This window comes from Oryzophilus luti (genome assembly GCF_059726245.1).
Map to the genome: position 1 here is coordinate 3,058,042 of NZ_AP040874.1, position 23,329 is coordinate 3,081,370.

22 protein-coding genes are annotated in these 23,329 nt (G+C 61.8%); 5 read left to right on the forward strand and 17 right to left on the reverse strand.

The window, feature by feature from the left end; all coding sequences use genetic code 11:
• Positions 1–62 precede the first annotated feature (62 nt).
• The 12 genes from AC6IZO_RS12945 to AC6IZO_RS13000 all read right to left on the reverse strand — a co-directional run bounded on the left by AC6IZO_RS12945 (position 63) and on the right by AC6IZO_RS13000 (position 13,153).
• A complete protein-coding gene (locus AC6IZO_RS12945; RefSeq protein WP_497805264.1) occupies positions 63–794 on the reverse strand; it encodes an energy transducer TonB in 732 nt (243 codons plus the stop codon).
• Between the two features lie 170 nt (positions 795–964).
• Positions 965–1,564, reverse strand: coding sequence for an OmpH/Skp family outer membrane protein (locus AC6IZO_RS12950; protein ID WP_497805266.1), 600 nt, complete (start codon positions 1,562–1,564; stop codon positions 965–967).
• Between the two features lie 249 nt (positions 1,565–1,813).
• Positions 1,814–4,654: an outer membrane protein assembly factor BamA gene (bamA, locus tag AC6IZO_RS12955; protein WP_497805268.1), complete on the reverse strand. Its 2,841-nt coding sequence runs from the start codon at positions 4,652–4,654 to the stop codon at positions 1,814–1,816.
• Positions 4,655–4,842: 188 nt separating this feature from the next.
• Positions 4,843–6,963 carry a molybdopterin-containing oxidoreductase family protein gene (locus AC6IZO_RS12960; protein WP_497805270.1) on the reverse strand — a complete coding sequence of 707 codons (2,121 nt, stop codon included), beginning with the start codon at positions 6,961–6,963 and terminating at the stop codon, positions 4,843–4,845.
• A 146-nt stretch (positions 6,964–7,109) separates the two neighbouring features.
• Positions 7,110–7,697, reverse strand: coding sequence for a ribosome recycling factor (gene frr, locus AC6IZO_RS12965; RefSeq protein WP_497805272.1), 588 nt, complete (start codon positions 7,695–7,697; stop codon positions 7,110–7,112).
• Between the two features lie 143 nt (positions 7,698–7,840).
• Positions 7,841–8,551 carry a UMP kinase gene (gene pyrH / locus AC6IZO_RS12970; protein ID WP_497805274.1) on the reverse strand — a complete coding sequence of 237 codons (711 nt, stop codon included), beginning with the start codon at positions 8,549–8,551 and terminating at the stop codon, positions 7,841–7,843.
• 179 nt (positions 8,552–8,730) lie between these two features.
• Positions 8,731–9,171 carry a hypothetical protein gene (locus tag AC6IZO_RS12975; RefSeq protein WP_497805276.1) on the reverse strand — a complete coding sequence of 147 codons (441 nt, stop codon included), beginning with the start codon at positions 9,169–9,171 and terminating at the stop codon, positions 8,731–8,733.
• 85 nt (positions 9,172–9,256) lie between these two features.
• Positions 9,257–9,904 carry a translation elongation factor Ts gene (gene tsf, locus AC6IZO_RS12980; RefSeq protein ID WP_497805278.1) on the reverse strand — a complete coding sequence of 216 codons (648 nt, stop codon included), beginning with the start codon at positions 9,902–9,904 and terminating at the stop codon, positions 9,257–9,259.
• Positions 9,905–10,106: 202 nt separating this feature from the next.
• Complete coding sequence (gene rpsB, locus AC6IZO_RS12985) at positions 10,107–10,979, reverse strand: 30S ribosomal protein S2 (protein ID WP_497805280.1); 873 nt, start codon at positions 10,977–10,979, stop codon at positions 10,107–10,109.
• A 250-nt stretch (positions 10,980–11,229) separates the two neighbouring features.
• Complete coding sequence (gene rpsI, locus AC6IZO_RS12990; RefSeq protein WP_497805282.1) at positions 11,230–11,625, reverse strand: 30S ribosomal protein S9; 396 nt, start codon at positions 11,623–11,625, stop codon at positions 11,230–11,232.
• Between the two features lie 15 nt (positions 11,626–11,640).
• Complete coding sequence (gene rplM, locus AC6IZO_RS12995) at positions 11,641–12,078, reverse strand: 50S ribosomal protein L13 (protein ID WP_497805284.1); 438 nt, start codon at positions 12,076–12,078, stop codon at positions 11,641–11,643.
• A gap of 433 nt (positions 12,079–12,511) precedes the next feature.
• Positions 12,512–13,153 (reverse strand): class I SAM-dependent methyltransferase, encoded by a 642-nt coding sequence (locus tag AC6IZO_RS13000; protein WP_497809964.1) that lies wholly within the window; start codon positions 13,151–13,153, stop codon positions 12,512–12,514.
• Positions 13,154–13,201: 48 nt separating this feature from the next.
• Between AC6IZO_RS13000 and AC6IZO_RS13005 the strand changes: the two genes are divergently transcribed.
• Positions 13,202–14,056 (forward strand): energy transducer TonB, encoded by an 855-nt coding sequence (locus AC6IZO_RS13005; RefSeq protein WP_497805286.1) that lies wholly within the window; start codon positions 13,202–13,204, stop codon positions 14,054–14,056.
• An 87-nt stretch (positions 14,057–14,143) separates the two neighbouring features.
• On the opposite strand, the gene AC6IZO_RS13010 is transcribed toward AC6IZO_RS13005, so the two are convergent.
• Both AC6IZO_RS13010 and AC6IZO_RS13015 read right to left on the reverse strand, forming a co-directional pair.
• Positions 14,144–14,995, reverse strand: coding sequence for an SDR family oxidoreductase (locus tag AC6IZO_RS13010; protein ID WP_497805288.1), 852 nt, complete (start codon positions 14,993–14,995; stop codon positions 14,144–14,146).
• 80 nt (positions 14,996–15,075) lie between these two features.
• Complete coding sequence (locus AC6IZO_RS13015; RefSeq protein WP_497805290.1) at positions 15,076–15,501, reverse strand: Rrf2 family transcriptional regulator; 426 nt, start codon at positions 15,499–15,501, stop codon at positions 15,076–15,078.
• A gap of 132 nt (positions 15,502–15,633) precedes the next feature.
• On the opposite strand from AC6IZO_RS13015, the gene AC6IZO_RS13020 reads away from it, so the two are divergent.
• Entirely contained in the window at positions 15,634–16,752 is a 1,119-nt protein-coding gene (locus tag AC6IZO_RS13020) for an ABC transporter permease (protein WP_497805292.1), read from the forward strand.
• Between the two features lie 119 nt (positions 16,753–16,871).
• Here AC6IZO_RS13020 and AC6IZO_RS13025 read toward each other — a convergent pair whose 3' ends face one another.
• Positions 16,872–17,723, reverse strand: coding sequence for an energy transducer TonB (locus AC6IZO_RS13025; RefSeq protein ID WP_497805294.1), 852 nt, complete (start codon positions 17,721–17,723; stop codon positions 16,872–16,874).
• Between the two features lie 85 nt (positions 17,724–17,808).
• Entirely contained in the window at positions 17,809–18,234 is a 426-nt protein-coding gene (locus AC6IZO_RS13030) for an energy transducer TonB (RefSeq protein ID WP_497805296.1), read from the reverse strand.
• 392 nt (positions 18,235–18,626) lie between these two features.
• On the opposite strand from AC6IZO_RS13030, the gene recA reads away from it, so the two are divergent.
• Positions 18,627–19,703, forward strand: coding sequence for a recombinase RecA (recA, locus tag AC6IZO_RS13035; RefSeq protein WP_497805298.1), 1,077 nt, complete (start codon positions 18,627–18,629; stop codon positions 19,701–19,703).
• Positions 19,704–20,040: 337 nt separating this feature from the next.
• Positions 20,041–21,105 (forward strand): hypothetical protein, encoded by a 1,065-nt coding sequence (locus AC6IZO_RS13040; RefSeq protein ID WP_497805299.1) that lies wholly within the window; start codon positions 20,041–20,043, stop codon positions 21,103–21,105.
• A 47-nt stretch (positions 21,106–21,152) separates the two neighbouring features.
• On the opposite strand, the gene AC6IZO_RS13045 is transcribed toward AC6IZO_RS13040, so the two are convergent.
• The gene (locus AC6IZO_RS13045; protein WP_497805301.1) at positions 21,153–21,506 is read right to left on the reverse strand and encodes an anti-sigma factor antagonist; all 354 of its coding nucleotides are present in this window, start codon (positions 21,504–21,506) and stop codon (positions 21,153–21,155) included.
• A gap of 231 nt (positions 21,507–21,737) precedes the next feature.
• Between AC6IZO_RS13045 and AC6IZO_RS13050 the strand changes: the two genes are divergently transcribed.
• Complete coding sequence (locus AC6IZO_RS13050; RefSeq protein WP_497805303.1) at positions 21,738–23,177, forward strand: alpha-amylase family glycosyl hydrolase; 1,440 nt, start codon at positions 21,738–21,740, stop codon at positions 23,175–23,177.
• Positions 23,178–23,329 lie beyond the last annotated feature (152 nt).

The window sequence follows — 23,329 nt, forward strand, 5'->3', positions numbered from 1 at the left end:
CAACGAAACAGTCGGGCGGAGTGAGGATAGGCCTCGTGCATCCGCCCGTTGGAGGGCTTCTCTTACTGCCCCAGAATGAAGTTCACGGTGATCTCGGTCTCCACCGGAACCGGCTCCCCGTTTAGCAGGTAGGGGCGGTACCGCCACTGGCGGACGGCATCGATGGCGGCGGCAACAAGGAATGGATGGCCGGAGATGACGCTCAGCTCCGCCACTTCTCCCCTGCGGTCCACCACCGCGTGCAGCCGCACGATGCCCTGCGTTCGGGTGAGGCGGGCACGGCTCGGATAAGAGGGATCCACGCGCTTGATGAGCATGCCCGCATCAAGATGAGACAACCGCAGAGTTCTCGGTGCGACGTTCGGCGTGGCGACAGTTGGCCGCGGCGGTTCCGGCGGCAGCAGGGCGGTCAGTGCGCGCAGACGGTCGTCGCCAGCACCAACCCCGTTCGGGATGGCGCCGGGCATCGTGCTGCCCATCTGCGGCTCAACCGGATCAACCGTGCGATCAATTCGATCGGGAATCCGCGTGGGCAGCATGACGTGGCCGTCCCGGACTTCGCTCGGAGTCTCATGGCGCGCGGAGACGATTTCCGTAACGCGCTGGTTGTCGAACTCGGCGCGGCGCGGTGGCGGCGGCAGTGCGGCATCTGCGCGCACCACGGGCAACGCTTCGGTGTAGAGCAATGGGATGAGGAGCAGCACGCAGACTCCGGCTGCCTGCAGGGTGAACGACAACGCAGCGGTCCATCTGCTGCGCGGGTTGCGCATGGAGCGGTCCAGGGTATCGAACATCGGGCACCTCCCAGCCGTGATGTAACCTTGGACACCGCCGGGCAATGCATTTGTTCCGCGCGGAACAAAAATATGTCAGGAACTTTTCTGCTGAAAACGGAGTCTCACACGGGCGGAAAAACAAAAAGGCCACCCGCGCGGGGTGGCCTTCCATTGCCGAGTTTGCTCGATTACTTCGCGGCCGGCTTGGCCGGAGCCTTGGCGGGAGTGGCAGGCTTGGCCGGAGCGGCAACGCCGGACGCCGTATTGTAGGCATCGATGACCGGCTGCGTGATGTCCGCCGCCGGAGACGCCCACAGAACCGGGCTCTGCTGTCCGCCCACGTCGATGATGAGAGCGAAGCCGTTTTCCTTGGAGTACTTGTCCACGGTCTGCATCATCTTCTGGCCAATGCGCTGCGCGATCTCATTCTGCTGCGCCTGGAAATCGTTGTTGGAGTCTTCCAGATTGCGCTGGAAGGTCTTGCTCTTGGCCTCGATTTCCTTCACCAGGGTGTTGCGGGCGTCATCGCTCAACTTGTCCTGGGTGGTCTGCAGGCGCTTCTTCAGCTCTTCGATCTCTTTGTTGGTGCCTTCGAGTTCGGTGCGCTTGGGGTCAAACTTCTTCGCCAGAGCCTCGAAGTCGCGCTGACCTTCGTTGCTGCGAAGGATGGCCTGCTGGATATCAATGATGCCTACCTTGGTCGGTGCAGCGGCGGGAGCCTGTCCGAACATAGGGATGGCAAGCGCCAGAACCAGAACAGGGAGAAAACGTGCGAAGTTGCGGCTCATGGGATTAGCTGTGACTCCTTGGGAGCGTGTGTTTCGGAGATTCCGCAAAAACCTTTCCGATGCGGGCGAGCTCGATGCGGCTGCGATGGCTCCAACCCAGAAGAAAAAGTCCTTTTCGGTAATCAAATTATAGTTGTGGGCCGGAAACAGCGTCAAACCTTTGCTGATGCCACTTTCGGCCCATTTTTGCTTGCCAGAACTGCCCATCGCTGCGGCCCTGTGCCAACTCCACAGGGCTGCTTCTGTGAACTAGAACGTAGTCGCCACCGTGAAGCGGAACGTCTTCCTCGGCTCGATCAACTTATAACTCGAGCTGTAAGAAGCGTTCGCCTGCGCACAGTTATAGGTCGGCGAAGAACTCTGCGGGAACAGCGAGCAGCTGATCTCCGACGGAGGATGAACCTCTGTGTTCATGCGCAGTGGGTTGTACGCGTAATAGATGCGGAACGGGGCGTTGATCACCGGCATCACCACCTGCAACTCCACGCCATTGGACATGCGCGGAACGTAGTTGGTGTGCGCCAGCGGCTTCAGGTCGCGTCCGTAACTCTGGTGCACAGAACCCAGACATACGCCCTCGCCCAACGAATTCTCGTAGTAGCCCGTGCATCCGTAATTCGAGGCATTCAAGGCTTCCACCTGCTGCGCGCTCAACTGCAACTGCGACTGGCGGACCGCCATGTTCATGCCGAAGTCGGTGAAGAACGACAGGGTCACGGGGCCAGCGATCGGGATGCGATACTCGACGTTGGCAACCACGCTGGTATCACCACCCGGATAGACCAGGCGGTAGATCGGCAGCGTCACCGTTTGATAACCGGATCTCGGATTGCTGGGATTGATCAGAACCGAGGTACCGTCCGGATTTTTGATCGAGTAGTTGACCTTATCGGCAATCCAGCCCACCGGCGAAACCGCGCGGATATCAAAGCCGCGCAGGTCAGTATCGCCGCCCAGGTAGGAGCGCTCGGTCGGCGGGGCCACACGCGAGTAGCTCTTGCCGTTATAGCTGCTGCTGCCATAGCCGGTGACAAACGAGCTCTGCAGGCGGAAGCCCAGCGTCTGTGAGCCATTCGCGTTCGGATGGAAGCCCTTCATCGGAATGAAGCGCTTGTACTCCGCCACCGGACGAATCATGTTCACGGTGCCGCCCAAGCCGGCAAAATCCAAGCCGATGAAATAGCTGCTGCCGCGATGCGGGTTCATCGGACGGTCAATGGTGTTCTTCGACAGGCTGGGAACGATCTTGCTGGTGATGATGCCTTCCAGCGCGTTCGGGCCGCTGACGTTGCGGAATGCCAGGTACTCAAAGTACTGCTTGGAGGCGTCCGAATAGGTCGTGATCGACGAGCGGTCCCATGAATAGGTGAGGCCCACGCGCTTGAACGACCGGCGCAGCGGATAGCTGCCGCTCAGGGTAAAGCCCGTGCTCGACTGCGTGTAGTTCTGCAGTGCGTTCAGGTAGCTCGAAGGAAGGTTCAGCTTCTGGCCGCTGCTGATGGAAGCCTGCTGCGCCTGGTCATACTTGAACCGGCGCGAGAACACAGTGAAGCCGAGTTGCAGAGGACGATCGAAAACGTACGGCTCGGTAAAGCCGAACATGATGTCGCGCTGGCGGCTGCCGATGTTGAACGAGACGCTGAGCGTTTCGCCCATGCCGAGGAAGTTATTGGTCTCGTAGGTGAGGCCGATGAACGAACCGGACAAGCCGCTGACACCGCCGGTGAGGCCGATGCTGTTCTTGCCCTTCTCCTTCACCTTCAGGTCAATGTCGACCGAGTTGGAGGCCACATCCTGGTGGACGGTCGAATCCTGCTCCGGCTTCAAGGTCTCAAAGTAATTGAGCTGGTTCAGGCGCAGCAGGCTCATTTCCCAGAGCTGGCTGTTGTAGACCTGGCCTTCTTCCAGCGCCAGTTCGCGGCGGATGACCTTGTCACGCGTGGTGGTGTTGCCGCTGAACTCAATGCGGCGGACAAAGAACTGCTTGCCCTCGTCCACATCGATCTTCAGCGTGATGGACTTGTGCTCTTCATCAAAGACCGTGTCTGGAATCGGCGTGAAGTTGATGTAGCCGAGCGAACCGTAGGCCTTGCGCATTTCTTCCAGACCCTTGCCGATCGCGGTGCGATTGAACCATTCGCCGTCCTTGAGCTTGAACAGCTTGCGCAGCGCCGCGTTGTTGGTGATCGACTTGTTGCCGCTGAAGGTGATCTCCTTCAGCTTGTAGCGCTCGCCTTCTTCGACCGGCATGGTGATATCGACAACCTTGCCGTGGCCGCGCTTGTAGGGCTTGTACCAGAGGATCGGATGCGTGTCGCGGATCTTCGTCTTCGGGTCCTGCACGATGGCGCGGTAGTAGCCTTCATCCTGGAAGGCCAGGCGCACACGCTCGGCATCCTCGTTCAACTTGGTGGCGTCAAAGGTGCGCGCAAAAATGGACCCCAGCACCGGGCTGTGCGGAATGCCGATGGGCTTGGAATTCTTCATGGCGTCGCGCAGCAGGCGCTTCTTGACGTGGTGCAGGCCCTCAAAGCGGATCTTGCCGACCTTCACCTTCGGTCCTTCCTTGATGTTGAAGGTGACGCCGACGGCGGCCGGAGGGATCTGGCGGATTTCCGTGCGGATGGTGGCGAACTGGTGACCGTGCGCGGCCAGCAATTCCTTCAGCACCACTTCGGCCTTCTTGACCTTGGTCGGGTCAAATTGGCTCTCCTGCGAGAGGCCGACCTTGAGTTCCTTGAACTTGTCGAGCACGTCCGACTGCGTGACCGCATTCAGGCCCACGTACTTGATCTCGCGGATGGTCGGCTTTTCCTTGACGTAGACGTGCAGCACCCAGCCCTTCGGGCTTTCTTCACGCTCGATGCGCAGATCGTCAAAATAGCCGGCGTTCCACAAGGCGTGGAAGTCGCGCTGCATCGCATTGACGTCGTAGACATCACCGGCACGTGTGAACATGCGGGCCTTGATGGTATCCGCCGGAATACGCCGGTTGCCATGGATGCGTATGTCTTCAATCACCCCCTGCTGCGCATAGGCAAACGCGGCAAGCAGGCACATCACCACCACGAAGCGCATGGCCTTTGCCACGCTCCGCAGGGGAGCTACCGGGGACGCTGGGCAGTATTTCGACAGGCGGAAAATAGGAAGACCCTCAAGTAATTGAAAACTCAAACCGGAAGGGCCAATTATACCTTCCGGGCGCATGGAACTCCAACCCGGAATGTACCCAGCCCTTCGCTGGGTGAAAACCTTGGACCGGCTGCCCCTGGCCCCGTTCAGGCCCTCTCTACCTCGACCAGAGTCGAATAGAAAGTTGCGCCTCCGCCCATGTCGCTCAGGCGGTCGCTGGTGAGCAGGTTGACGTTCTTCGCACCCGAGGGCGCAAAGCCGTCCAACCCTGCGGCAACCACGCCCGCAGCTACAGTGTAGCCGACGCGCGCCCGCAGAAAAAGCTCTCCCCGCGTATTGAAAATTCTTACCCGGTCACCCTCGGAGATACCCCTGGCCGTCGCATCCTGCGCGTGCATCGCCAGCTCGCCCGTGCGCTCCAGCGCGCGGTGCCCCGGCAGGTTCGTAAAAGTCGAATTCAGGAAGTTGTCATGCTTGCGCGGCAGCAATTCCAGCGGGTACGGCGACGGCTCGCCGTGGCGCGACTCCACCGGCGGCACAAACTCCGCTACTCCGTCATGCCCCTGCGCGGCCAGCTCTGCACTGTAGAGCTCGGCCTTGCCTCTCGCGGTGGCAAAGCCGCCTTCGGCAAAAGGCAGGAACGGCTTCGCTTCTCCGCTGTTCGCGGCCGCGTTGTCATCAGTGGAGTTTTCGCACTCCTCTACTCCGCGGAAATTCAGCCGCTGCCACTTCTTCTCCACCAGCGTCTCGGGCGTGATGCCCTGCATCCACGCATCGTCCACCGCGAGGGCTTCGGCGATCAGCTCTTCATCACTCTGGCGGAAGCACGGCTCATCAAATCCCATGCGCTCGGCCAGCGCACGGAAGAGCGCGGTGTTCGAGCGGGCCTCGCCGAGAGGGGCAATCGCCGGCTCGCTGCGCTGCACGTAATAGTGTCCGTAGGCGGTGACAAGGTCGGCGTGCTCGAAAAACGTCGTAGCCGGAAGCACTACGTCGGCGTAGTCGCAGCTTTCGGTCAGGAACTGCTCGTGCACCACGGTGAACAGGTCCATGCGTCGCAGTCCTTCGAGCACCAGCCGCTGGTTCGGCGCCACCGCCGCAGGGTTCGAGGCGTAAACAAACAGGGCCTTCACCGGAGGCGTGAGCTCGCTGGTCAGCACCTTACCCAGCTCGTTCATGTTGAGCGTGCGGGCCGTGCGGCCCAGCGCCTTGTGCATCAGTTCGGTGCGCCGCAGCCCCTGCTTGTTCAGCGCAAATGCCCCGCTAGTGGACATCAACAGGCCGCCACCCGCGTGCCGCCACGCGCCAGTGATGCAGGGCAGCATTGTGATGGCCCTCATGGCCATGCCGCCGTTCTGCGAGCGCTGCAAGCCGTAATTGGCGCGGATGACCGATGGCTGCGCCGTTGCGTATTCACGCGCGAGGCGTCGAACGTCCTCGGCCGCAATGCCCGTGATCTCCGCTACGAGCTCTGGCGGGTATTCAACGGCCTTCGACCTCAACTGTTGACTGCCCACCGTGTAGCGGGCAATGTAGTCTTCATCGGCGAGGCCCTCGGCGAAGATGACGTGCATCATGCCGAGCGCCAGCGCAACGTCGGTGCCCGGATTTATTTGCAGGTGCCAGTCGGCGGCACGCGCCGTGCGCGTCTGGTAGGGGTCAATGACGATGAGCCGCGCACCACTGCGCCGCGCTTCTTCGATGAACGGCCACAGATGAATGTTGTTCCCGTGAATGTTTGCGCCCCAGGCCAGGATGGTGCGCGCGTGGCGGAACTGCTCCGGCTCCGTACCGAGCTTGCGCCCGACCACGCTCATGTAGCCGACTTCGCCAGCCTCCGAGCAGATGGTGCGGTCAAGCTGCGAGGCGCCGAGACGATGAAAGAATCGGCGATCCATCGAGCTGCTCTGGATGGCGCCGAGCGTGCCGCCGTAGCTGTACGGCAAAATCGACTCCGGCCCGTGCTTGGCGGCAATGTCTTTCAAGCGAGACGCCACGAGGCTGAGTGCCTCATCCCATCCAATCGGCTCGAAGCACTCAAGGCCGCGCTGCCCCTTGGGAGCCACGCGCTTCATCGGATGAAGCAGCCGCTGCGGCGAGTAGACGCGGTCGAGATACTTGGCAACCTTGGCGCACAGAAAGCCGCGCGTCACCGGGTGCAACGGGTCCCCCTGAATGCGCGTGGCGCGGCCATCCTCCACGGTGATGAGCACCGAGCAGGCGTCCGGACAGTCGTGCGGGCAGGCCGCGTGAACCACTCGCTTCATCCTGCGATTATATCGGCTTCGTCACACCGGCCTGTGACTTTGGTAGGCGCGCGCACTCCGGACGTTTTTGTACAACCAAGTTGCATGCAAAAGCAAAGCCCCCGCACTCGGCAGGGGCTTGAACTTTCAGACCATGAAACCAGGCGTTACACCTGCATGATTTCCTTTTCCTTGGTCTTGCACATCTCTTCCATCTTCTTGATCTCTTCGTCAGTGAGCTTCTGCAGGGTCTCCATGCAGCCGCGCTCTTCGTCCTCGGTGATCGTCTTGTCCTTGAGCGCCTTCTTGATGGCGTCGTTGCCGTCGCGGCGAATGTTGCGGACGGCGGTGCGATGGTTCTCGAGCATCTTGCCCAGGCCCTTCACCATCTCCTTGCGGCGTTCTTCGGTCAGCGCCGGCACCGGCACGCGGATGAGTTTGCCGTCGTTCATCGGATTCAGGCCGAGGCCGGCGTTGCGGATCGCCTTCTCAATCGCGCCGATCAGGCTCACATCCCAGGGCTGCACGGTGATCAACTGCGGCTCGGGAGCGCTGACGTTGCCCACCTGGTTGATCGGCATGGGCGAACCATAGGCCTCCACCTGCACCGTGTCCAACAGGTGCACGGAGGCGCGGCCGGTACGCTGCGAAGCGAGGTCCTGGCGGAAGTCCTCCACCGCCTTTTGCATGCGGGCTCTGAGTTGGGTGGAAGTGTCTTTGAGTGCGGGCACGGTGGCCATGCTGATTTGCGCCATAATTGCTCCTCGCGGGGTCCTCCCCGCGTAAACGAACAGTGATTATATACGAGCGGGCAAGCCCCCGCGTCTGTGGAGAAAGGCACGCGCCAGCACCCGGCCGGGGCGCCGTGCGCGCCGCTCCAATCGCTTCGTCCGGCGGGCTAGCCCTTGACCAGCGAGCCGACCTTTTCCCCGGTCACCACGCGTTCAATATTGCCGCGCGTGTTCAGGTTGAAGACCAGGATGGGCAGCTTGTTTTCGCGGCACAGGCTGATGGCCGTGGCGTCCATCACCTTCAGTCCCTTGTTCAGCACTTCGCTGAAGGTAATCTCCTGGAACATCTTGGCCGTGGGCACCTTCATCGGGTCGGCGTCGTAGATGCCGTCGACCTTGGTGGCCTTCATGATGACGTCGGCGTTGATTTCCACGGCGCGCAGAGATGCGGCCGTGTCGGTGGAGAAGTACGGGTTGCCGGTTCCGGCGCCGAAGATGACAACGCGCTCTTTCTCAAGGTGGCGGATGGCGCGGCGGCGGATGTACGGCTCGCAGACCTGGTGCATCTCAATGGCGCTCATCACGCGGGTGTAAACACCGGCCTTCTCAATGGCGCTCTGCAGCGCGAGCGAGTTGATGACCGTCGCCAGCATGCCCATGTGGTCGGCCTGCACGCGGTCCATGTACTGGCTCTCGGCGCCGCGGAAGAAGTTTCCGCCGCCCACCACAATACCTACCTGTACGCCCATGTTGTGAACCGCGGCCACCTCGGCCGCAATCTCGTTCACGCGGTCGCCGTCGACGCCAAAGCCCTGGCCGGCCGCCAATGCTTCACCTGAAAGCTTCAGAAGTATGCGCTTATAGACTGGTTCCGCCATGTCCCATCCTGTCGTGGGCGCCGTTGCAGCGCCGGAATTGAGCGGGAGCCACGTTGCAGGGCTACCCCGACAAGTGTAAACGATGCGGGCACTATTCGGGGAATTCCGCCGGAAAATGACGGGAGATGCGAGGCACTGCCACGCGGGGCGCCATGCGCCGCATGTAGCTCCAGCAGGAATCAGCGAGACTCAAAGGCCTGCAATGTTGAAATCTCGGGAAGCCCGAACGCCCCTTCATGCTCGGAGAGGTTATAAACCTCAAGACATGAGAGCCGCCCGCCGGCTTGGAAGAGCATGACTCCCACTTGCCACCCTTCTGGAGTGTGACCGACAAAATCGGAAAGGGTGCGCGGAGCCGAACCGCCTTGGGGCAGAGCATTCGGCACAGTTAGGTCAATCGTCGGACAGCCACAACTGCATGAGCCGGTGACTCGAATAGAGGACACCTGCTCCGAAAACCGCTTGGCATCGGGCTCCCCGTGCTCAATCAGCCAGAGAATCAGCTTCAATTCATCCTCTGACAGAGGCCGGTCCTCCGAACGCGTATGGGCAGGCTCCTCTCCCTGAATGTTCTTGATCTTCGCGGCGATCCAGGTGCGAATGCCGGGGAGGACCTTCATAGGCACGCGATCTTACACGATTCAAAACAAAACGGGGCGGACAATGTCCGCCCCGTGCTGATTGCAACTTGCTTGTGAGCGCCGATTACTCGGCGGCGGCCTCAGCGGCCGGCTTGGTGATGGCGACCGTTTCGGTCGTGTCGCCAACCTTGAAGCGGGCGAAACGGCGAACGGTGATGTTCTCACCCAGCTTGCCGACCACGGCGCCGATCAACTGGCTCACCGAGGTGCTCTGCTCCTTGATGAACGGCTGGTCAAGCAGGCAGACTTCCTCGTAGAACTTGGCCATCTTGCCCTCGACGATCTTCTCGACGACCTGCGCCGGCTTGCCGGTTGCGGCGGCCTGCGCGCGGTAGATGTCCTTTTCCTTCTCGTAGGCCTCGGGCGAAACATCTTCGCGGCGGATGTACTTCGGGTCCACGGCGGCGATGTGCATGGCAATGTCATGCGACAACTGCTGGAACTCAGTGGTGCGGGCCACAAAGTCGCTCTCGCAGTTGATCTCCAGCAGCACGCCGATCTTGCCGCCAGCGTGGATGTAGCTGGTGACGGCGCCTTCGCTGGTGGTGCGCGAAGACTTCTTGGCGGCCGAAGCCATGCCCTTCTTGCGCAGGACGACGAAGGCCTGCTCCAGGTCGCCCTTGGCCTCGGTCAGTGCGTTCTTGCAGTCCATCATTGGCGCGCCCGACTTCTCGCGCAGGTCCTTCACCATTGCTGCGGTAATCTCAGCCATTTCTGAAACCTTTCCTTCGTTGAATTCCCTATCAATTTCGCGGCAGGGCCGCGTCGATCCTGCACGGCTCTCCGGCCGTCAACGGCCAGAGTGACAGATTCTGATTGCGGGGCCATGAATGGCGCCCGGAAAAACTGGCCTCTCACAAAACGACCCGCGACTGCCGGAAGCAGCGCGGGCCGTCGTGAGAATTACTTCGCGACTAGCGGCTCTCGACCTGCTCGTTGCTGGTCTCGGCTGCAGCGGCCGGCTGCTTGCGCACGCCCTTGCCCAGAACGTCTTCCATGCTGACGTCTTCGGCCGAGGTGGTGACAGCCACACCTTCCGCGACAGGCGCGGCGGCAGCCTCAGCGGCCATGCCGGCAGCCAGATCGGCGGCCTGCTTGTCGCTGGCGGCGGCGTTGCCTTCCACGCAGGAATCGGCGACCTTGGAGGCGAACAAACGGATGGCGCGCAGTGCGTCATCGTTGCCCGGAATCACGTAGTCGACTTCGCTCGGGTCGCAGTTGGTATCGACGACGGCAACCACCGGGATGCCCAGCTTGCGGGCTTCCTTCACGGCGATGCCTTCCTTGTTCGAGTCGATCACGAACAGAACGTCCGGCAGGCGGCTCAGGTTCTTGATGCCAGCCAGGTTCGCCTGCAGGTGCTTGCGCTCGCGCTCCAGCTTGACGACTTCCTTCTTCGGCAGCAGTTCGTAACGGCCATCGGTGGCCATTTCGTCCAGTTCCTTCAGCCGCTTCACCGACTTCTGGACGGTCACCCAGTTGGTCAGCAATCCACCGAGCCAGCGCTGGTTGATGTAGAACATCCCGCAGCGGTTCGCCTCTTCGGCGATGGCTTCCTGCGCCTGGCGCTTGGTGCCAACGAACAGCACCGTCTTGCCTTCGGCAGCCTGGTCCGTGACGAACTTGGACGCTTCTTTGAACATCTTCAGCGTCTTCTGCAGGTCAATGATGTAAATGCCATTGCGCTCACCAAAGATGAATTCCTTCATCTTGGGGTTCCAGCGCTTCGTCTGGTGCCCGAAGTGGACGCCCGCTTCGAGCAGCTCTTTCATAGTGATATTCGCCACTGAACCTCCTTCTCCTTGGATTGCATTCCCTGGCGCGAGACAGCCGCCCTGGAATTCAATTCCCGTAGCCCGCCCCTGCGTGTCTGCTGACAACGGGTGCGGGAAGATTTGGTCCCGGTTGATGTTTCATGCCGCGCGGAGCCGGAACCACGCATCCGGCGGCAAACCTGTAAAACCAGCAGCAGCGTTTGGGAAGCAGACACCAAAGCGCGCTCGGCGGAAAACCGCCGAGCGCAGCCCGGTGAAGCGATTAACGCTTGCTGAACTGGAAGCGCTTGCGGGCGCCCTTCTGGCCGTACTTCTTGCGCTCCTTCTGACGCGCATCGCGCATCATGAAGCCTTCGGCCTTCATCTTGGAACGCAGCTCAGGATTGAACTCCTGCAGCGCGCGGGCGGTGCCCATGCGAACCGCGCCGGCCTGAGCGGTCACGCCACCGCCGGAGCAGTTGGCGACCACGTCAAAGCTCGACAGGGTCTCGGTCAGGTTCAGAGCCTGACGCGCGATGATGCGCTGCGCGTCGGTGACGAAATACTCGTCAGCCGGCTTGCCGTTGACCGTGAAGTTGCCCGTGCCGGGGCGCAGAAACACGCGGGCTACGCTCGACTTGCGGCGCCCCGTACCGTAATACTGAACCAGATCAGCCATAGATACTCTTCTCTCTTAATCTCTGCGGCCGGCTGCCTTGGCTTCCGGCTTCTGCGCCTGCTGGGTGTGCTCGGCGCCGGGGTAAACCTTCAGCTTCTTGGCCATGGCGCGGCCCAGCTTCGACTTGGGCAGCATGCCCTCGACGGCTTCCTGCACGATCAGTTCCGGCTTGCGCTCCAGGCGCTTCTGGAACTCTTCCTCGCGCAGTCCGCCCGGGAAACCCGTGTAGCGGCGATAGACCTTGTCGGTGGCCTTCAGGCCGGTCACCTTCACCTTGGCGGCGTTGATGACCACGACGTGATCGCCAGTGTCGATAAAGGGCGTGTACTGGGGGTTATCCTTGCCGGCAAGAATGCGGGCCACGCGCGAAGCCAGACGACCCAGCGTCTGACCATCCGCATCAACCACGTACCACTTGCGCGCAATCTCCCCCTTGGGGAAATACGTAGACATTCCTAAATCTCCCAGACCGGATTCGTGAAAGGTCCCTCCGAAACACCGCCGCACCTACTCCATGTGGCAGCAAAATCGAAGGAGACTCCGACTTGAGATCCGCTCAGTATTGAAAAACCAGACGAGAAGACCGCTCGTTCCAAGACTTCCCGTGCAGCGCTCAGCCGCGCAGGATTCCCTGTGTACCCTTGCAAATAAAGACCGGGGTGCTCTGGGCGTCTACCCGTCAGCAGAACTTCTCCGCAACGGGGACCGTCAGGCGGGCAACCGCAGGACAGCCGAACCTTGAGCGTAGCGCAACTGGAGGCTTACTGTCAAACGCTCCGGGCGCACAAGGCTCCTGCCAGCGGCCTTTGAGCCACTGCGCAGACCAATCGTCTTCGGCTGTGCAAATTGTACCGAACCCCGCTCTCAGTGCCTAGCAAAAACAGGCTTATCCTTGGATTTTCTCCAGCAACATGGCTTGGCTGCGGGGGATTTCCAGCTTCTGCACCGATTCCAGCCCGCACTCGGCAGCCCAGCCAAGCTCGCGCGCGAAGGCCTCGGCGGTCACATGGCCTGCCGGCTCGGCAAACAGAACGCGCCCGCCCGGCTTCAGCGTGGCACTCACCTCGGCAAACAACCGTTGCGGCTCTGGCACCTCATGCACCATGGCAAACAGCAGCGCAAAATCAATGCCGCCGGAGAGGTCCGTCAAGCCAAGGCCTTCTGTCGCCAGGCGTGTCTCCACCTGTGGGCCTACGCCAGCTTTGACCGCCCGCCGCCGCAATCCCTCCAGCATCTTCGGCTGAATGTCGACGGCCACCACCCGTCCATCGGCGCCGACCAGCCGCGCTGCCGGAAGCGTGAAATAGCCCATGCCCGGGCCGGGCTCAAAAACTCTCATGCCCGCACGAAGATGCGGACCGAGAATCCTTTCCGGGTTATGCCACAGACGGCGCAAAGGACTTGCCAACAGGTATCCCATCCACCAGGGACAAACGTGATGTTCCGCCAAGAATCGTTCTCCGGCACGAATGCGTGCACACCAGAGTACGGCGCGCGCCGGTCCATGGTTCGTGAATATTCGCCCCATAGACAGAAAGCACGCCACGGAATACCCTTCCTTATTGACATGCGCCGGATGAAACACTTCTTTACCTTTGCCCTGCTGCTGATACTGGCCGCTCCGGCCATCCACGCCCAACTTGGCTCCGCCAAGCTGGAGTACGAACTTTCAAGCCGGCTGCTGCACAAGACACTGGTGCTGCGCGACTTCCCTGCCGGCACGTCGCTCACCTATGACGAGCAAGGCACACTGCTGAATCCACGGCCCGGCCTGTGGACCATGGACAGCGCCATCGAGATCACCGACGTGGCCATCGAGGCCACCCGCATCGAAATCTTCGGCCACCGCCAGATCATCAGCTTCCCCAACGGAGAGCCCCGTCGCGAATATTCGCGGGGCGCCGATATTGTGCTCCATGTCCGCCGCGATCCGGTACAGGAGCAGCAGACCATCGACGCGCTTTCACAAATCTTCGTCAGCAGCACCGAATCCATTACGCGCATCGTGCCGAACTACTGGAAATATTTCGCTGGCAAAGTTGAGATCGCGGAGGGCAAGCCCTCCATCCCGGTGCCGCTGCCAAACAACTACCGGGGCGAGCCGATCTACAGCACCGAGGCGGGCCTGGTCTCCCCTGCAATCGCCACCAGCATCAAACCGAGTTTCCCCGCGGCCGCCCGCATCGCCCGCAAGGAAGGAACCGTAACACTCTGGGTGGTGGTGAAGGTCGACGGCACTGTGGCGGGCACACAGGTGTTCACGCCAGTCGGATACGGCCTGGAAGAAGAAGCCATCAAGTGCGTAGAGCAGTGGCGGTTCACGCCCGCGCAGTATCAGGGCCGCGCCGTCAACGCCGCCGTCAAGGTTGACGTGCCATTCCATCTCTACGACATGCCGGTGAACCCGCGCCGCAAGGACCGGAAGAAGTAGGTCGCTGCACGGCTCGCAACCAAATTAAAACAGCAGAAGGCCCGCACCGTCGATCGCGATGCGGGCCTTCGAGTTTCTACCGGACGATTACGCCTTTAGCGCTTCGGCCACCACTGCGGAGAGCGGTGTGGTCGGGCGGCCCAGCAGCTTGGAGAGTTGGCGGCCGTTGTCATAGAGCGCGCCCTTGGCGGCGCCGGTATCAAAGGCTGCGTAGGCGCCCGCCATCGGGGCCGGTAGACCGAAGCCTTCCAAGGTCTTGGCATACTCGGCTTCGGTCAGGTTCTTGTACGGAATGTTCTTGCCGGTCTGGCGGGAAATCTCCGCCGCCAGGTCAGTCAGCGTGTAGGCCTCGTCGCCCGCCAGTTCATACACCTTGTTCTCGTGTCCCGTGGTGGTCAGCACAATGGCCGTCGCTTCGGCGTAGTCCGCACGCGGAGCCGAGCTGATCTTGCCTTCGCCAGCCGCGCCCAGGAACGCGCCGCCCTTGACCGCACCCGGCACAGAGGCCGTGTAGTTCTGGGTGTACCAGCCGTTGCGAAGAATGGTGTAGGGAATGCCGGAGGCCCTCAGGTCAGCTTCTGTGGCAATGTGCTCGTTGGCCAGCACGGTGATGGCCGAGGTCTCGGCATGCAGCAGGCTGGTGTAGACCAGCCACTTCACGCCCGCCTTCTTGGCGGCGTCAATGACGTTCTTGTGCTGCGCCTGGCGCTGGCCAATCTCATTGGAGGAGATGAGAAGAACCGTGTCGATGCCGGCGAACGCCTTCTCCAGAGTCTCCGGCTTGGTGTAGTCAGCCGGACGGGCCTCAATGCCGAGCGCCGCGGCCTTGGCCGGGGTGCGCACCACTGCGACCAGGTTTGCAGCGGCGGTGCGCTGCTTCAATTGATTGACGACCAGTTGGCCCAGTTGGCCGGTGGCTCCAGTGATGGCGATCTTCATGACTTGTTCCTTCCCTTTCTTCGGTTCGTGTAGTTGGATGATTCGTATCCGTTACGGTTACAGTTTTATTCAAAAAAAACTCAACGGCCCCGGGCCTCCACCGAACGCAGCAGGCTGGCAATCGTGGTCTGGCCCAACCGGGCTTCCATCGCCTGCTCGGCGTCGCGGTAAATCGGCCCCAGCGCGCGCTGTATGTTGCGCCCCACGGGACATCGCGGGTTGGGCGGCTGCGAGTGCATCTGGAAGGGCGAGCCTTCATTGACCGCGTGCCGCACCTGCGTCAGCGTCAGCTTCTCCGGGTCTGCCGCCAGCTCCCACCCGCCGCCGTTGCCCGGCTGCGAGCTCACCAGCCTAGCCTTGCGCAGCGAGCCCATCAACCTCCGCACAAAGGCCGGGTTGGTGTTGACGCTGCCTGCAATGAACTCCGACGTCATTGGCTCCTCACGCTTCGAGGCCAACAGGGTCAGGATGTGCAATGCGACCGTGAATCGTGTGCTGACGTTCATTCGTACCTTCTACGGTAACAGATGTGAGAGGCGCGCAAGGGATGCGGAAATTTCTTCGGCGGACAAAACGCGACGGCCTGCCGCTCCGGAACCGGGCGTTCGGCACGTCGGTTTTGTTATCCTGAAAGCCGCATGAATAAGATGGTGATTGCCAATTTGCTCCACCGGCCTCTGCGCTCGCTCATCAGCGTGGTCGCCATCGCCGTGGAAGTCACCCTGATCCTGCTGATCGTCGGCCTCTGCATGGGCATGCTGAACGACACCAAGGACCGCCAGAAGGGTATTGGGTTTGACGTCATGGTGCTGCCGCCGGGCTCCTCGATTTTCACCGGCATGACCGGCGCTCCGGTTTCCGTGAAGGTGGCCGACCGCCTGCGCGAGGTGCCGCACGTGGCCGTGGCCACGCCGATCGTGATGCACATGATCAGCTCCGGCCGCCTTGAAGTCATCGACGGCGTGGAACTCGACCCGAACTCCCCGAACGACTTCAACAGGATGGGCCGCCCCTTCAAGTACCTTGAGGGCGGGCCGTTCCAGGGACCGAACGACGTCATCATCGACGATCTGTTCGCCAGCCAGAAGAAAGTCAAAGTCGGCCAGACGCTCGACGTGCTGAACCAGCAATTCCGCGTCTCCGGCATTGTCGAGCACGGCAAGGGCGCACGCCGCTTCTTCCCCATGGCCACGCTGCAGGACCTGCTCGGCTCCACCGGCAAGGCCAGCATGTTCTACGTCAAGGTGGACGACGAGCGGAACATTGACGCCGTGGTGGCCTCCATCAAGCAGGTGCCCGGCATGGAGCAGTACACGGTGCGCTCCATCGGCGAATACAGCACGCTGATGTCGGTGGACAACATGCCCGGCCTGAACTACTTCATTTCGGTCGTCATCGGCGTCTCAGTCATCATCGGCTTCATCGTCATCTTCCAGTCGATGTACACGGCGGTGATGGAACGCACGCGCGAGATCGGCATCCTCAAGTCGCTGGGCGCAACCAAGTTCTATATCGTCAACGTGGTGCTGCGTGAAACGCTGCTGCTGGCGCTGGCAGGCTTTGCGCTTGGCGTGGGCATCAGCGCCACGGCGCGCATTATCTTCGCAAAGAAGTTCCCGGTCGTGCCGGTTGCATGGGACAACCACTGGGTGCTGCGCGCGGCGATTATCGCCGTGGCCGGCGCCGTCTTTGGCGCACTCTACCCGGCGCTAAAGGCCGCACAGAAGGACCCCATCGACGCGCTGGCATACGAATAGATACGTTCCCGGTTCTCAGTTCCCAGTTCCCGGCTTGGGGATGGGAGCATCGGAAAACTTCGAATGAATACGTACAAGGGCGGAGGCCATAGCCTCCGCCCTTTGCTCAATCTCGAGTTCTAATAGAGATCAAAGTTGATCTCAATCGTTATCGCAACATCCACGGCGGTGCTGCCGCGCTTCCCCGGCAGGAAACTCCAGGTCTTTAACGCCTCCACCGCCTTGTCGTCTACCCCAAACCCCAATGGCTTCACCACCTGAATGTCACGCAGGTGGCCACTCTTATCGACAACGGCGGCAACGCTGAGTGCTCCCCGTATACTCTGCGCGCGGGCCTCCGGAGTGTATTTTGGCTCCGGCTTCGACAATACCTGCGGAGGCACCGAGGCTCCATCTTTGCTCCCGTCCTCACCACTGCCCCGAACCCGCACAGCGCCCACCTGCTTCAGGTATTCCACCTTCTTGGTCATTTGGAGCAAGTCCTGATGGCTCTCCTGGGCTTTCACAAACAGGTCCCAATGAGGCGGAAGATGATCAAAGAGCTTCTCGTCCGTGGCAAGGAACACGCTCTGGAGGGCATGCGCGAGCGCCTTTGCCTGGTCCGCTCCCGGAGCGGTTGCGATCCTCACGACCACCTTGGCCTTTGCTGGCACAAAAACCGGGTTTCCTTTATGGAACCCGATCCAATACCGCTGGCCCTGCATCTCAAGTTCCTGTTCCTTGAGGCGAACGTCTTCGATCTTCACGAAGGCGCTCGTGGTCCAAGAGCCTTCGTGCATCGACCCCAGAGGCAGGCCATCGGCGTCGTATTCCTGCTTCGGCTCCGCGTAGAAGTGGCGCAGCGTCAGCATCTGCCCGTTGTACTGGTGGCGGAGCGTTGACTCCAGGGCGTTGTGGGCGGCCGCCTGCGGCGACTCTGCGTGTGCACTTACCAAAGCTGCCAGCAGCAGAAGCGCCGCACACTTTGGCATTGGAATACTGAAAGAACGATGGGACATGCCGAAACCTTTACGAAAGTTCATCGCAAATCACGCATGTTGCGGGACTCAGAATGGCTTACAGGTTGAACGAGATTTCAATGTTGACCGCTACCGCCACCGGAACTCCGTCTTTTTCGCCCGGCTTGAAACGCCATTCTTTCGTGACGGTTCTTATCGCGTTTTCATCCAATCCGTATCCAAGGGAACGCCGAACGCGGACATTGTGAGCCCGGCCGTCTGGCCAGATTTCTGCGTAAAGGACTACGACACCTTCCCATCGAGCCCGCTCGGCAATGTTCGAGTATGGAGGAGCTGGTTTCTTCAGCGCTATTGGCGCCGTTACGCCGCCGCCTACGCGATAGACCATGGGGGACTGCGGCGAAGGCTCGCTGGCGGGCTTGGCTTCCTGCGCGAACGCGGAGGAGGCCACAAGTGCGGGGAACAAGCCAACCACTGCAAACAGCAGGAAAAAGAGGTGAGAAGTCCGGGCCGCTGATTTCATGCGCTCCACCTTAACGGAAAGTGCGTGGCTGCGGCGATGAATTCTGCGCCCGGTGGTGTCGCTCGAATCCTTTTGCCGGGGCGCTCGCCCTCTTCTCGAAAGCGCAGGGTCCGGTCTCGAAACATGAAACTGGAAACTCGAAACTGAAGGCAGCGCTTTCGCGCCCCGCGCGGAGTCCCCTTCGCCCTCTTTTGTTTTTTCTTCGCCCCTCGGCGGCCCTTCGTGGTATCCTTTGCCGACAGTCTGATCAAAAGTTTGCGGACATGGGCGGGTTCGTCGTGGCAGCCCGCGTTTTATTGCGTAAACTGAATGGTTGCAAGTGCCCCCGGGGTCCATCATTGAGTCCGTTGTCGGGCAGTTGAAGCTGAATTTTCACCTCAAGGAGTCGCCAAATGGCCGACGAGCGCTCGCGGGCAATTGATCTCGCACTTTCACAGATTGAAAAGCAGTTCGGCAAGGGTTCCATCATGCGGTTGGGGAACAAGGAGGCCATTGTTCCCATCGCCGTCATCTCCACCGGCAGCATCTCGTTTGACTCGGCGCTGGGTGTGGGCGGCTTTCCCCGTGGACGCGTGGTGGAGGTGTACGGGCCGGAATCGAGCGGCAAGACGACCATCACCCTGCAGGTGATTGCCGAGGCACAGAAGGCCGGCGGCATGGCCGCCTTCGTGGACGCCGAGCACGCGCTCGACCCGATCTACGCCAAGAAGCTGGGCGTGGATGTGGACAACCTGCTGGTTTCACAGCCGGACTACGGCGAGCAGGCGCTGGAAATCACCGAGGCCCTTGTGCGCTCGGGCGCCATCGACGTGCTGGTGGTCGACTCCGTGGCAGCGCTGGTGCCGAAGGCCGAACTCGACGGCGAGATGGGTGACAGCCACGTGGGCCTGCAGGCCCGCCTGATGTCTCAGGCGCTGCGCAAGCTGACCGGCACGGTCAGCAAGTCGCGCACCTGTCTCATCTTCATCAACCAGATCCGCGAAAAGATCGGCGTCATGTTCGGCAACCCGGAAACCACGACGGGCGGCCGCGCGCTGAAGTTCTACAGCTCGGTTCGCATCGACATCCGCCGCATTGCGGCCATCAAGGACGGCGACCGAGTAGTGGGCTCGCGCACCAAGGTGAAGGTGGTGAAGAACAAGGTGGCCGCGCCGTTCCGCGAAGCCGAGTTCGACATCATGTACGGCGAAGGCATCAGCAAGGAAGGCGATATGCTCGACATCGCCGTTGACCGCAATATTGTTGAGAAATCCGGCGCTTGGTACAGCTATGAGGGGGAACGCATCGGCCAGGGCCGCGAAAACGCCAAGCAGTTCCTCAAGGACAACCCGGAGACTGCGGCCAAGATCGACGTGGCAGTACGCAAGGAACTGGGCCTGACCAAAGATCCTGAAAAAGCCGTACCCGAGCCGCCGCCGGTCAGCCCGAAGGAAGCCGCAGCCGCTCGCGCCACGGTGGGAAAGAAGTAGGAACTCGAGTTTCAGGTTTTCCAGTTTTAAGTTTCAAGAGCAAAGCCCTGCGAGAGTGGGGCTTTTGCTTTTGCGCTTTCGCGCTTATGCACTGGAGTGCTCGCAGGGGAGGCGCAATCATGCGGCGTCCGATCGTTTTCCTCTCCACTCTCAAGCGTCATCCTGAGGCGCTCTGCGCCGAAGGATCTGCTGTTCTTTCTTCTGGCTCTCTTCGTGCTCGCCCTGCGCAGGCCGACAGCAGATGCTTCGCTGCGCTCAGCATGACGCCTCGCGAGCGAAAGGTTCCGGACTCATCACACACCCGCGCCCCATGCTTGCTACAATCCACGGCACAGCCATGAAAAACGCCGCACGCTTCGTCACAATTGTCTTCGCCGTCCTCACACTCCCGCTTTCGGCGCTCGCGCAGTTTGAGATGCAGGAGTCACGCAGCACGGCCAGCTTCCGAGGCGTGCACGCCGTGAGTGACCGCGTGGCGTGGGTGAGCGGCACGCAGGGCACGGTGCTGCGCACGCTCGACGGCGGGCAGAGCTGGACGCGCTGCGCCACGCCGCCCGAAGCGGAGTCGCTCGACTTCCGCGCCGTTTGGGCCTGGGACGCCGATTCGGCCGAGGTGCTGGCCGCAGGACCGGGCGAGCAGTCGCGCATCTACCGCACCTCCGACGGCTGCCAGCACTGGACGGAAGCCGCGCGCAATCGTGAGAAGGACGGTTTCTGGGATGCGCTGGCCTACGCGGCGCCGGGCTTTGCCGCGCTGGCCGAACAGCGCATCGGCCTCGTGCTGGGCGATCCGCTGCATGGCCACTTCGATACGCTGACTGCCGCGCCGGGCATGAACTGGTCACGCGACGCGGAGGGCTGCGCGGCACGCAAAGACGAATCGGCCTTTGCGGCCTCGAACAGTTCGGTGTTTGTCTTTGCGCCGCAGCAATACCTGCTCGTCACTGGCGGCAAGGGCGGGCCGCGCGCTTTGCGCTCTGCGTTGTTGACCGCGAAGGAAGGCGACAAGGGATGCGGCGAAGCCGCGCTGCCGCTGGCCTCCGGCGCGGAGTCGGCCGGAGCGTTCTCGGTGGCCTTCCGCGACACGAAGCATGGCGTGGTGGTTGGCGGCGATTATCAGAGGCCCACGGAAGCCGCAGGCACAGCGGCGTTCACCACCGATGGCGGACGCCGCTGGACGGCCTCCACCAAACCGCCGCGCGGATACCGTTCGGCCGTGGCCTACGATGCGGCGCGCAAGGCATGGATTGCCGCCGGCACCACGGGCGCGGACATCTCCTTCGACGACGGACGCACCTGGCGCGCGCTGGACGACGGCAACTGGAATGCTCTTTCGCTGCCCTTTGCCGTGGGTCCCAAGGGGCACATTGGAAGACTGCAGGACGCGACGCCCAAGCGCTGAGAGCGCTTCGGATGCACACGGCTATCGAACAATCAGGAATGAGGTTGTTATGCGGCGGCCGTGCGGGTCACGGTCAGCGCGGCAATTTCGCTTTCGCTCTGCAGCAGGACGGAATCCAGCCGCGTGAGCCGCAGCAGCTTGTTCAGGCGCTTATTCAGCCCGCAGAGCACGACCATGCAGCCGCGCTGGCGTGCGGCTTCGGCGGCGGCAGCCAGCACGCCGAGCCCGGCGGCGTCGATGGATTGCAGCCCGCCAAGATTGAGGACGACGCGCTTTTCAAAGCGCATCAGCGATTCGAGGGCGATCCGCAAGGAGTCCAGTTCCGAACCTGCCACCAACTGACCGCGGCATTCGAGCACGGTTCCCTGTTCACGGGTTCTCAGGTGCAGTTCAAAACTCATGGCACTCCTCCTCACCAACCTTGGACGCCGCCCACCGGCGGCCGGTAGCGAAATTTCCGCTGAACTGCTGATGAATTTCTGTTAACTCCGCGACTCTGAATGAACGCTCACCCAGTTCGCCTGCGCCTTGCACCGGAGCTTGTTCAATCGCACGGTCCGGCGTGTAAAATTTCCGCGAATGCCCGCGCGCTGCTTTCCCCCTCGCCGTTTCTGCGGGCTTAGGAGACTCCGATGAAGCGCCTTGCTTCGCTCGCAGTGCTTGTTACGCTGGCCGCCTCGCTTTCGTTCGCACAAATTGGTACACCCGTCCATGACTGGACAAAAGATCACGCCCGGACAACGCCCGACTGGGCGCGCCACGGCGTCATTTACGAAGTTTGGGAGCGTGCCTACGCGCCCGGCGGCAACTTTGCCAGCGTGACCGCGCGGCTGGATCGCCTGAAGGAAGATGGCATCACCATCCTGTGGCTGATGCCGGTGAACCCGCTCGGCGAAAAGGGCAGGAAGGGCACGCTCGGCTCGCCTTATGCGGTGCGCGACTACCGCGGTGTGAACCCCGATTACGGCGCGCCGGAAGACCTGAAGCGGCTGGTGCGCGAGGCCCACGCCCGCAAGATGCACGTCATCCTCGATGTGGTCTTCAACCACACGGCGTGGGACAACCCAATGATTACCGCGCACCCGGAGTATTACCTGCACGACGCCAAGGGCAACGTCACCTATCCCCAGGATTGGACCGACGTGGCCGGACTCGACTATCGCAATCCACAGTTGCGTGCGGAGATGATCGACGTGCTGCGCTACTGGGTGAAGGAGTATGACGTGGACGGCTTCCGCTGCGACGTGGCGGGAATGATCTCCACAGACTTCTGGGAGCAGGCGCGCGAGGAACTTGACCGCGTGAAGCCGGACCTGTTCCTGCTGGCGGAGGCCGACAAACCCGAGCTGGTGGTGAAGGCCTTTGACGCCGGATACTCGTGGGGCGTGATGCACGCCATCCGCGACGCCTTCCAGGCCAAGCGCCCGGCAAGCGCCATCCGCGAAGCGTGGGAGGCCGAGCGGGCGAAGTTTCCGCAGGGCACGCTGCACATGCGCGTGGCCGATGATCATGACGAACTGCGGTTGATCGGCGTGGTGGGCGAGCGCGCCGCACTGGCCGCGCAGGCACTGGTCTTCACCATGGACGGCCTGCCGCTGGTTTACAACGGCATGGAGGTAGGCGACACGGCGGAGTCAGCCGACCCGGCGCTGTTCGAGCGCGTGCCCATCACCTGGGACATCCAGCGGAAGCGTCCGCAGTTTGCGCGCTTCTACCGCAAGCTCTGCTCCATACGCGGGAATGACTTCCGCGAAGGCAAAATGGTGTGGCTGCACAACAGCGACGAGGCGCACGTGGTCAGCTATCTGCGCACGGACGGCCGCAACGAGTCCGCCGTGGTGGTGAACACCTCGGGCGTGCCGGTCACGGTGACGGTGGACGCACCGCACGATGAGTGGCTGAACGTGACGCCCGACCTGAAGACCGACGAGCCGTTCAAGCGACCGGGCGGCCCCGTATCGCTGAAGAAGCTGACGTTGGAGCCGTGGGGCATACGAATCCTGGGAAAAGGCTACGCCATGAAGATCACGCCGAACGGGGCGGTGCGTGTCTCCCCAAAGAACGGGAACTAGGACACACCTCGATTTTGCGGAGCTTAATGCCGAACGGGAGACGCGGCTCCATCTGCGCACGCCTTGGACGCCGGACAGCGAACAGCGTCATCCTTCGGCGCACGCGCCTCAGGATGACGCTTCTGCAGGGTGATGCGGCAAGTCATTCTGTG

Bases quoted from the DNA above. Each gene is read 5' to 3' on its own strand.
- tsf (WP_497805278.1), bottom strand. From the start codon at position 9,904: ATGGCTGAGATTACCGCAGCAATGGTGAAGGACCTGCGCGAGAAGTCG.
- pyrH (WP_497805274.1), bottom strand. From the start codon at position 8,551: ATGGCGGAACCAGTCTATAAGCGCATACTTCTGAAGCTTTCAGGTGAA.
- AC6IZO_RS13050 (WP_497805303.1), top strand. From the start codon at position 21,738: ATGAAGCGCCTTGCTTCGCTCGCAGTGCTTGTTACGCTGGCCGCCTCG.
- AC6IZO_RS13010 (WP_497805288.1), bottom strand. From the start codon at position 14,995: ATGAAGATCGCCATCACTGGAGCCACCGGCCAACTGGGCCAACTGGTC.
- AC6IZO_RS13030 (WP_497805296.1), bottom strand. From the start codon at position 18,234: ATGAAATCAGCGGCCCGGACTTCTCACCTCTTTTTCCTGCTGTTTGCA.
- AC6IZO_RS13005 (WP_497805286.1), top strand. From the start codon at position 13,202: ATGAAACACTTCTTTACCTTTGCCCTGCTGCTGATACTGGCCGCTCCG.
- AC6IZO_RS13015 (WP_497805290.1), bottom strand. From the start codon at position 15,501: ATGAACGTCAGCACACGATTCACGGTCGCATTGCACATCCTGACCCTG.
- AC6IZO_RS12945 (WP_497805264.1), bottom strand. From the start codon at position 794: ATGTTCGATACCCTGGACCGCTCCATGCGCAACCCGCGCAGCAGATGG.
- AC6IZO_RS13000 (WP_497809964.1), bottom strand. From the start codon at position 13,153: ATGGGGCGAATATTCACGAACCATGGACCGGCGCGCGCCGTACTCTGG.
- recA (WP_497805298.1), top strand. From the start codon at position 18,627: ATGGCCGACGAGCGCTCGCGGGCAATTGATCTCGCACTTTCACAGATT.
- rpsI (WP_497805282.1), bottom strand. From the start codon at position 11,625: ATGGCTGATCTGGTTCAGTATTACGGTACGGGGCGCCGCAAGTCGAGC.
- AC6IZO_RS13025 (WP_497805294.1), bottom strand. From the start codon at position 17,723: ATGCCAAAGTGTGCGGCGCTTCTGCTGCTGGCAGCTTTGGTAAGTGCA.
- rplM (WP_497805284.1), bottom strand. From the start codon at position 12,078: ATGTCTACGTATTTCCCCAAGGGGGAGATTGCGCGCAAGTGGTACGTG.
- AC6IZO_RS13040 (WP_497805299.1), top strand. From the start codon at position 20,041: ATGAAAAACGCCGCACGCTTCGTCACAATTGTCTTCGCCGTCCTCACA.
- AC6IZO_RS12960 (WP_497805270.1), bottom strand. From the start codon at position 6,963: ATGAAGCGAGTGGTTCACGCGGCCTGCCCGCACGACTGTCCGGACGCC.
- frr (WP_497805272.1), bottom strand. From the start codon at position 7,697: ATGGCGCAAATCAGCATGGCCACCGTGCCCGCACTCAAAGACACTTCC.
- AC6IZO_RS12975 (WP_497805276.1), bottom strand. From the start codon at position 9,171: ATGAAGGTCCTCCCCGGCATTCGCACCTGGATCGCCGCGAAGATCAAG.
- AC6IZO_RS12950 (WP_497805266.1), bottom strand. From the start codon at position 1,564: ATGAGCCGCAACTTCGCACGTTTTCTCCCTGTTCTGGTTCTGGCGCTT.
- AC6IZO_RS13045 (WP_497805301.1), bottom strand. From the start codon at position 21,506: ATGAGTTTTGAACTGCACCTGAGAACCCGTGAACAGGGAACCGTGCTC.
- AC6IZO_RS13020 (WP_497805292.1), top strand. From the start codon at position 15,634: ATGAATAAGATGGTGATTGCCAATTTGCTCCACCGGCCTCTGCGCTCG.